Origin of the sequence: Salinarimonas sp. (assembly GCF_046292825.1) — a bacterium.
Lineage (GTDB): Bacteria > Pseudomonadota > Alphaproteobacteria > Rhizobiales > Beijerinckiaceae > Salinarimonas.
Genome location: NZ_JBKBQG010000020.1, coordinates 73,860 through 81,777, shown reverse-complemented (window position 1 = coordinate 81,777; position 7,918 = coordinate 73,860). Strand labels below are relative to the sequence as shown.

Sequence of the window (7,918 nt, the reverse complement as noted above, 5' to 3'; positions counted from 1 at the left end):
AGCCGCAACGCCGAATTATTTTTCGGGGCCTTTGCCATGAAGAATGCCTCGCAAGTCGTTAAACTTGTGAGACATTTTCTCACAGCTGCGCTCGGAAATCAACACGAGCCCTAGTGGCTGGCCGGGACCGGAGAGCGGCTTCTCGGGGGAGTTTTTCGCGCGGGACCGGAGACCCGCGCGGACGGCGTCGCGCTCAGCCGGCGCGCACGCCGGCGAGGAAGCGGTCGATCTCGCGATCGAGCTCGCCGGCATTGCGGGAGAGCGTGCCGGCGGTCTCGAGCACGCGTCCCGCGCCGCCGCGGGTCTCGCCCGCGACCGATTGCACCGTCCCGATGACGTCCGTCACGTGCTCGGTGCCGCGGGCGGCCTCGGAGACGTTGCGGGCGATCTCCTGGGTGGCGGCCTGCTGTTCCTCGATGGCCGCGGCGACGCTGGTGGCGATCCGATGCACCTCGTCGATCGTGCCCGAGATCTCGCCGATGGCGGCCACGGCTTCCTTCGTCGCCTCCTGTATCTGCGCGATCTGGCCGGCGATCTCCTCGGTCGCGCGGGTCGTCTGATCGGCGAGCGTCTTCACCTCGGCCGCGACGACCGCGAAGCCGCGGCCCGCCTCGCCCGCCCGCGCCGCCTCGATGGTGGCGTTGAGGGCGAGCAGGTTCGTCTGCTCCGCGATCGAGTTGATGAGGGCGACGACCTGGCCGATCTTCTGGGCGCCCTCGGCGAGCGTCTGGACGCGGCGGTCGGTCTCGCGGGCCCGGTCGACGGCGCGGGAGGCGACGTTCGAGGTCTGCGCGACCTGCTGGCCGATCTCGCCGGACGACGCGGCGAGCTCCTCCGTCGCGGTGGCGACGGCCTGGACATTGGCCGAGGTCTGGTTCGCCGCCGCGGCGACGGCCTGGGCGCGCCCGTCGGTCGCCTCGGCCTGGTCGGAGAGGGTGCGGGCCGTCGCTTCCATCTCGCGGGCGGCGCTCGCGAGGCCGCCGACGAGACCGCCGATCTCGGTCTTGAAGCGGTCGGCGAGCGCCAGCATCTCTTCGCGCCGCGCCTGAGCGGCCTCGCGCTCGCTCTCCTCCTGCCGGCGCCGCAGCGCCTCGGCCTCGGCGAGCGTGGTGGCGAAGCCGGCGGTGGCGCGCCAGATGTCGCCGATCTCGTCGCGGCCGGCCTTGATCTCGGGCAGCCGGTAATCGCCCGAGGCGACGGCCTGGATCGTGCGGGTGACGCGCTGGAGCGGATCGGCGATCAGGCGGCCGCCGACGAGCCAGCCGAGGAAGAGGGCCGCGAACACCGCAAAGCCCGCGAGGCCGGTCAGCACGACGAAGCGCTGGGCGTAGAGCGCGTCGACTTCCGTGTTGATCGCCTCGACGCGCGCCGTTCCGCGCGCGGTCAGCTCGTCGATGCTCGCCTGGAAGGCGCGGCGGTTCGCCCGGTTCGCCTCGTTGTTGCCCTGCTCGTTCGCCGCCGCCGGCGAGACCTGCGTGCCGAGCCGCGCGGTCTCCGCACGGAAGCTGCGGAAGGATTGCGAATCGCGCACCACGGCCTCGTAGGCCCCCCGATCCGCGGCGGGGACGATCGGGCCCCATTCCGCGAGGAGCGCGTCGATGCGGTCGAGGAGCCCGAGGAGGCCGGTCGCGAAGCGCTGGGCGTGCTCGGTGTCGGTCGCGGCGTAGATGCCGCGCGATTCCATCACCACCTCGCTGACGTAGCGGTTCAGCCGCTCGGCATAGAGTGCGCCGGTGGCGGCCTCGCGCATCTCGTGGACTTTCGAATTGTATGTGGTCAACGTCATCACCGCGACCACCGCGAGAATGGCGGTGACTGCCCCGATGCCACCGACGAGCGCAAAAATCTTGGTCTTGATCCGCATCCGATCCCCCGGAACTCGGTTTGTTGGTTTCCTGGCGGGACGGATACTGAGGACCATTCTGAAAAAATCGGTAAACTAGTGCTTAATCGAGGATGAATTTCTGAGATCTGCAGCCAAGTTTGCAAAACAGACGTTGGGGCAACTGCGCGATCAGATCTTTCGCTTGCCTACCACATCCGGTGTCAACAGCCTGGCATCGACGGTGTAGACGCGGCTCTCCCCGAGGATGTGCGCGCGAAAGCCGAGCGGGAACAGACCCGCGATCGCCGGATCGCAGACGTCGAGGCCCCCCGCATAGGCGCCGAAGGCGGGCATCACGAGGAGCCGCGCGTCGCTCGCGAAGGCCCGTCGGCGTACGGAGCGCCCCCGCAGGCGGACCTTCGCCGCCGGGTGCAGGTGACCGCAGATCTCGCGCGCGCTAGGGTCCTCCGGGCTCGCCGCCGTCGGCTCGTGGGCGAGGCGCACGCCGTCGAGCGCGAGGGACGCGACGACGCTGCCGCCGAGGCTCTCGGGAAGCGTCGCGTCGTGGTTTCCGGTCACCCAGACCATCTCGCGCCCCTGCGCGATCGCGGCGAGCCCCGCGCGCTCGGCCTCGCCGAGGCGATCGGGCCCGCCGACGTCGTGGAAGCTGTCGCCGAGCGCGATCAGGACCCGCGGAGCGTACGGCGCGATCGCGCGGGCGAGCCGGGCGAGCGTCTCGCGGGTGTCGTAGGGCGGCAGGAAGGCCCCGCGCGCGGCGCGCGCCGAGCCCTTCTCGAGGTGGAGATCGGCGACGACGACGGCGCGATGGTCCGGGAGGTAGAGAATGCCGCTATGGTCGAGCGCGAACGCGAGGCCGCCGAGCGCGCCGTCGCGCGTCGCCTCCGCCTGCTGCCTCTCGCGCGCGATCGCCGTCACCCCTGTCCTCGTCGCTCCGCCTGCACCGCACCCTCTATCGCCGATTCGCGGCCGCCCGGCGAGCGCGCGTTCGGTCGCGGGGACGGGCGGGCGCCGCCGTCTCGCCGCATTCACCCTTGATTTACCCTAACCGAATCGTTTCGCGCCGATGCATGCGGCGCCCCTCTTCGGTCAATGTTTCGTCAAGGTTGACGGAGCATTTGTCTTCATACCCAAGGCGCTCGCGACGCGGCCAACACGCGCCCCGTGTCGCGCCTCGCGCCCTCGCCATTCGGCCAAGGAGCCATCTGTCGTCATGATCGCGTCGCTCGCCCCCTCGCGCGGTTGGAAGATCGCCGCCGCATTCGCGCTCATCCTCGCGCTCGCCGCCTGCGCGGCGCGTCCGCCGGAGGTCGGTGCCGGCGGTCCCGGCGGCGCGGGCGCGGGCTTCGCCGGCGCGGCGACCCCCGGCTCGCCGCAGGACTTCACCGTCAATGTCGGCGACCGCGTGTTCTTCGACACCGATTCGTCGGAGCTGAACGCCGCCGCCCGCCAGACGCTCGACCTGCAGGCCTCCTGGCTCGCCCGCTATCCGCGCTACGCGGTCCTGATCGAGGGTCATGCCGACGAGCGGGGCACGCGCGAATACAATTTCGCGCTCGGCGCCCGCCGCGCCCAGGCGGTGCGCGACTATCTGACCGCCCGCGGCGTTCCCGGCAACCGCATCCGCACCGTGTCCTACGGCAAGGAGCGGCCCGCCGCCGCCTGTACCGATCCGCATTGCCAGGCGCAGAACAGGCGCGGCGTGACCGTGCTCGAGGGCGGCGCGGGCGTCTGAGGGCGCGACCGCCCGGCACCTGCCGGTCCCTATGAGGCCGAGACGAAGAGGCGCGTCGCCCGACAGGCGGCGCGCCATAATTTTGGCCCAAGGCCGGTCCTTGTGCTAAGCCCGACCGTCAACGCCACAGATCGGCCATTCATGCAGATCCCGATGCCCCATCAGGCCGTGCGCTTCCTCCGCCGCCTCGCCGCGCCGTGCGTGGCGCTCCTCGTCGTCTTGGCCGTCGCGGCGCCGACGGCGAAGGCGCAGGACCTGTCCGAGCTCCTCGTGCGCCTCGGTCAGGTCGAGAACCAGATGCGGCTCCTCTCCGGGCAGGTGGAGGAGCTGCAATTCGAGAACCGCCAGCTGCGCGAGCAGCTGCGCCGCGTTCAGGAGGACGCCGATTTCCGCTTCCGCGAGCTCGGCGGTCCCGCCTCCGGCGTCGCCCCGCTCGAGCCCGCGCCGGAGCGGCGCGGCGACGCCTTCGACCCGACGCGCGACCCGACCGCCCCCGGGGCGCCGCAACAGCTCGGCGCGACGCAGCCGTCGACGCCGCTCGGCGAGGCCGAATTGTCGCTGCCCGGGACGGGTCCGCTCGACATCGCCGCGATCCTGCGCGGCGAGGAGCCCGCACCGACGCTCGGCCCGCGCGGCCCGAGCATCGCGGCGACCGGCTCCGACGATCCGCGCGCCGATTACGAGGCCGCCTACGCGCTCCTCCTCGCGCATCAATACGAGCGCGCGGAGATGGCCTTCCGGCAGTTCATCCAGTCCCACCCGCGCGACGAGCTCGTGCCGGACGCCGTGTTCTGGCTCGGCGAGACCTATGCCCAGCGCGGCCGCCATCGCGAGGCGGCCGAGCAGTTCCTGCGGATCACGACCGAGTTCGAGACCGCGCGGCGCGCGCCCGAGGCGATGCTCAAGCTCGGCACCTCCCTCGTCGAGCTCGGCGCCCGCGAGCAGGCCTGCGCCACCTTCGCCGAATGGCTGCGCAAATACGACGCCGCCGGCTCGCCCGTGCGCGAGGAAGTCGCCCGCGAGCGCCGCCGCGCCGCCTGCGCCTGAGCCGCCGGTGAGCCGCCCTCCCCAGGGCCTCGGCCCGGAGGACGCAGCCGCTCGGCGGGAGGAGATCGCGCCCATCGCGCCCGAGGAGGCGCGCGCGCTGCTCGCCCCGCTCTTCGATACCTTTCCCGAAGGCCTCGTCCTCGCCGTCTCCGGCGGGCCGGATTCCGTCGCCCTCGCGGCCTTGTGCGCCGAGGTCGCCCGCGGGCGCGGCGGGCCCCCGCTCCTCGTCGCGAGCGTCGATCACGGCCTGCGACCCGAATCCGCCGCCGAGGCGGCCGGCGTCGCCCGCTTCGCCGCGGAGCTGGGCCTGCCCGCGCGCGTGCTCGTCTGGGAGGGGCACAAGCCGGCGCGGGGGCTCCAGGCCGAGGCGCGCCGCGCGCGCTACGCGCTCCTCGCACAGGCCGCCCGCGCCGCCGGCGCCCGCGCCGTCGTCACCGCGCATCACCGCGACGACCAGGCCGAGACCGTGCTTATGCGGCTCGCGGCCGGATCGGGGCTCTCCGGGCTCGCCGGCATGCGGCCGCTCGCGCGCCGGCACGGCCTCGTCGTCGCGCGGCCCTTCCTCGGGATCGCCAAGGATCGGCTCGTGGCGACCTGCCTCGCGCGCGGGCTGCCCTTCGTCGAGGATCCGGCGAACCGCGCCCCCCGCTTCGCCCGCGCCCGGCTTCGCGAGGCCGCGCCCGCGCTCGCCCGCGAGGGCCTCGATTCCGGCCGCCTCGCGACGCTCGCCCGGCGCCTCGCGCGGGCGGACGAGGCGCTCGACGCGACGGCGCAGGGGCTCCTCGCGCAGGTGACGCGCGCGGACGCCCCCGGCGCCCTCGCGCTCGACGCGGGCGCCTTCCTGGACGCGCCGGAAGAATTGCGCCTGCGGGTGCTCGTGCTCGCCCGCGACCGCGTTCTCGCGACGCTCGACGAGGCGGCGGAGGACGAGGGGGAGCGGGAGCCCTATCGGCGGCTCGAGCGGCTGGAGGCTTTGGAGGCGCGGCTCGTCGCCGCGCTCGGGGTCGGCGCCCCCTTCCGGGAGACGATCGGAGGGGTGCTCGTCGAGGCGCGGGAGGGGAGGCTGCGCTTTCGGCCCGAGCCGCCCCGGCGCGGCTCGGCGTGAGCGGAGCGTAGCGGCGCGTCGCCGGACCGCCTCGGCCGCGCCGCAATCGCATGCGTTGCGTCGGATCGGCGTCCGCGGCGGGCCCTGCGGCGGGTCCTCTTGCCCCCTTGGCAGCGCGTGTGCGGGAACCTAGATTGATAGATATGGAGACTTGGGCGCCTTCGGCTGCTGTCGAGGCTTCGCGATCGACCACCGGCGAGGAACGGACACTCGATGAACCCGAATTTCAGAAACTTCGCCCTGTGGGTCATCATCTTCCTGCTGGTGCTCGCCCTCGTGACGCTCTTCCAGAGCCCCGGCCAGCGCGCACCGGGCCGCGACATCGCCTATAGCCAGCTCCTGAACGCCGCCGAGGCCGGCCGGGTCGCCAACGTGACGATCGCGGGCAACGAGATCACGGGCACGTTCAACGACGGCACGACCTTCTCCACCTTCGCGCCCAACGATCCCACCCTGGTGCCGACGCTGCAGGGCGCGGGCGTGCAGATCAACGCGCGGCCGCCGCAGGATTCGACGCCCTGGTTCCTCGCGCTCCTGATCAATTGGCTGCCGATCCTGATCTTCATCGGCGCCTGGATCTTCCTGTCGCGGCAGATGCAGAGCGGCGCCGGCCGGGCGATGGGCTTCGGCAAGTCGAAGGCGAAGCTGCTCACCGAGGCCCATGGCCGCGTCACCTTCGAGGACGTGGCGGGCATCGACGAGGCCAAGGAGGATCTCCAGGAGATCGTCGAGTTCCTGCGCGATCCGCAGAAGTTCCAGCGCCTCGGCGGGCGCATTCCCCGCGGCGTCCTCCTCGTCGGTCCTCCGGGGACCGGCAAGACCCTCACCGCGCGCGCCGTCGCCGGCGAGGCGAACGTGCCGTTCTTCACCATTTCCGGCTCCGACTTCGTCGAGATGTTCGTCGGCGTCGGCGCGAGCCGCGTGCGCGACATGTTCGAGCAGGCCAAGAAGAACGCGCCCTGCATCATCTTCATCGACGAGATCGACGCGGTCGGCCGCCATCGCGGCGCCGGCCTCGGCGGCGGCAACGACGAGCGCGAGCAGACGCTCAACCAGCTGCTGGTCGAGATGGACGGCTTCGAGGCGAACGAGGGCATCATCATCATCGCGGCGACGAACCGCCCGGACGTGCTCGACCCCGCCCTCCTGCGCCCCGGTCGCTTCGACCGCCAGATCGTCGTGCCCAATCCGGACGTGACGGGCCGCGAGAAGATCCTCAAGGTGCACGTGCGCAAGGTGCCGCTCGCGCCTGACGTCGACATCAAGGTGCTCGCGCGCGGCACGCCGGGCTTTTCCGGCGCGGATCTGATGAACCTCGTCAACGAGGCGGCGCTGCTCGCCGCCCGGCGCGGCAAGCGCATCGTCACGATGAGCGAGTTCGAGGACGCGAAGGACAAGGTGATGATGGGCGCCGAGCGCCGCACCCTCGTCATGACCGACGACGAGAAGCGGCTCACCGCCTATCACGAGGCCGGCCACGCCATCGTCGCCCTGCACGTCCCCGCGACCGACCCCGTCCACAAGGCGACCATCATCCCGCGCGGTCGGGCGCTCGGCATGGTCATGCAGCTGCCCGAGCGCGACAAGCTCTCGATGAGCTTCGAGCAGATGACCTCGCGCCTCGCCATCATGATGGGCGGGCGCATCGCGGAAGAGATGATCTTCGGGCGCGAGAAGGTCACCTCCGGCGCCCAGTCGGACATCGACCAGGCGACGCGGCTCGCGAAGATGATGGTCACCCGCTGGGGCTTCTCGGACGAGCTCGGCACCGTCTCCTACGGCGACAACCAGGACGAGGTCTTCGTCGGCATGCAGATGGGGCGCCAGCAGCATGTCTCCGAGGCGACCGCGCAGAAGATCGATTCGGAAGTCCGCCGCTTCGTCGAGCAGGGCCTCCAGGACGCGCGTCGCATCCTGACCGAGAACCGCGACGAGCTGGAGGCGCTCGCCAAGGGTCTTCTCGAATACGAGACGCTCTCGGGCGAGGAGATCAAGGGCCTGCTCGCGGGTCAGCCGCCGGTCCGCGACGTCCCCGAGCCGGCCTCCCCCGTGCGCGGCATCACGGTGCCCGCCGCGGGCAAGCCGCGCACGAGCCCCGGCGGCGAGCCCGAAGCCGGTCTCGAGCCGCAGCCGCAGGGCTGAGCGCCGTCACGGGCCGCGCGGGGCCGATCCTGCGCGGCGGCATTCG

6 protein-coding genes are annotated in these 7,918 nt (G+C 72.1%); 4 read left to right on the top strand and 2 right to left on the bottom strand.

What is annotated here, in order from left to right:
* Window positions 1-193 precede the first annotated feature (193 nt).
* Window positions 194-1,864: a methyl-accepting chemotaxis protein gene (locus tag ACK4UM_RS11650; protein WP_409798944.1), complete on the bottom strand. Its 1,671-nt coding sequence runs from the start codon at window positions 1,862-1,864 to the stop codon at window positions 194-196.
* A gap of 150 nt (window positions 1,865-2,014) precedes the next feature.
* Window positions 2,015-2,761 (bottom strand): ligase-associated DNA damage response endonuclease PdeM, encoded by a 747-nt coding sequence (pdeM, locus tag ACK4UM_RS11645; RefSeq protein ID WP_409798943.1) that lies wholly within the window; start codon window positions 2,759-2,761, stop codon window positions 2,015-2,017.
* A 295-nt stretch (window positions 2,762-3,056) separates the two neighbouring features.
* Between pdeM and pal the strand changes: the two genes are divergently transcribed.
* From pal to ftsH, 4 genes are all read left to right on the top strand, one after another.
* A complete protein-coding gene (gene pal / locus ACK4UM_RS11640; RefSeq protein ID WP_409798941.1) occupies window positions 3,057-3,578 on the top strand; it encodes a peptidoglycan-associated lipoprotein Pal in 522 nt (173 codons plus the stop codon).
* Window positions 3,579-3,719: 141 nt separating this feature from the next.
* Window positions 3,720-4,625 carry a tol-pal system protein YbgF gene (ybgF, locus tag ACK4UM_RS11635; protein ID WP_409798939.1) on the top strand — a complete coding sequence of 302 codons (906 nt, stop codon included), beginning with the start codon at window positions 3,720-3,722 and terminating at the stop codon, window positions 4,623-4,625.
* A gap of 64 nt (window positions 4,626-4,689) precedes the next feature.
* A complete protein-coding gene (gene tilS, locus ACK4UM_RS11630; protein WP_409798952.1) occupies window positions 4,690-5,730 on the top strand; it encodes a tRNA lysidine(34) synthetase TilS in 1,041 nt (346 codons plus the stop codon).
* A gap of 213 nt (window positions 5,731-5,943) precedes the next feature.
* Window positions 5,944-7,872 (top strand): ATP-dependent zinc metalloprotease FtsH, encoded by a 1,929-nt coding sequence (ftsH, locus tag ACK4UM_RS11625; protein ID WP_409798937.1) that lies wholly within the window; start codon window positions 5,944-5,946, stop codon window positions 7,870-7,872.
* Window positions 7,873-7,918 lie beyond the last annotated feature (46 nt).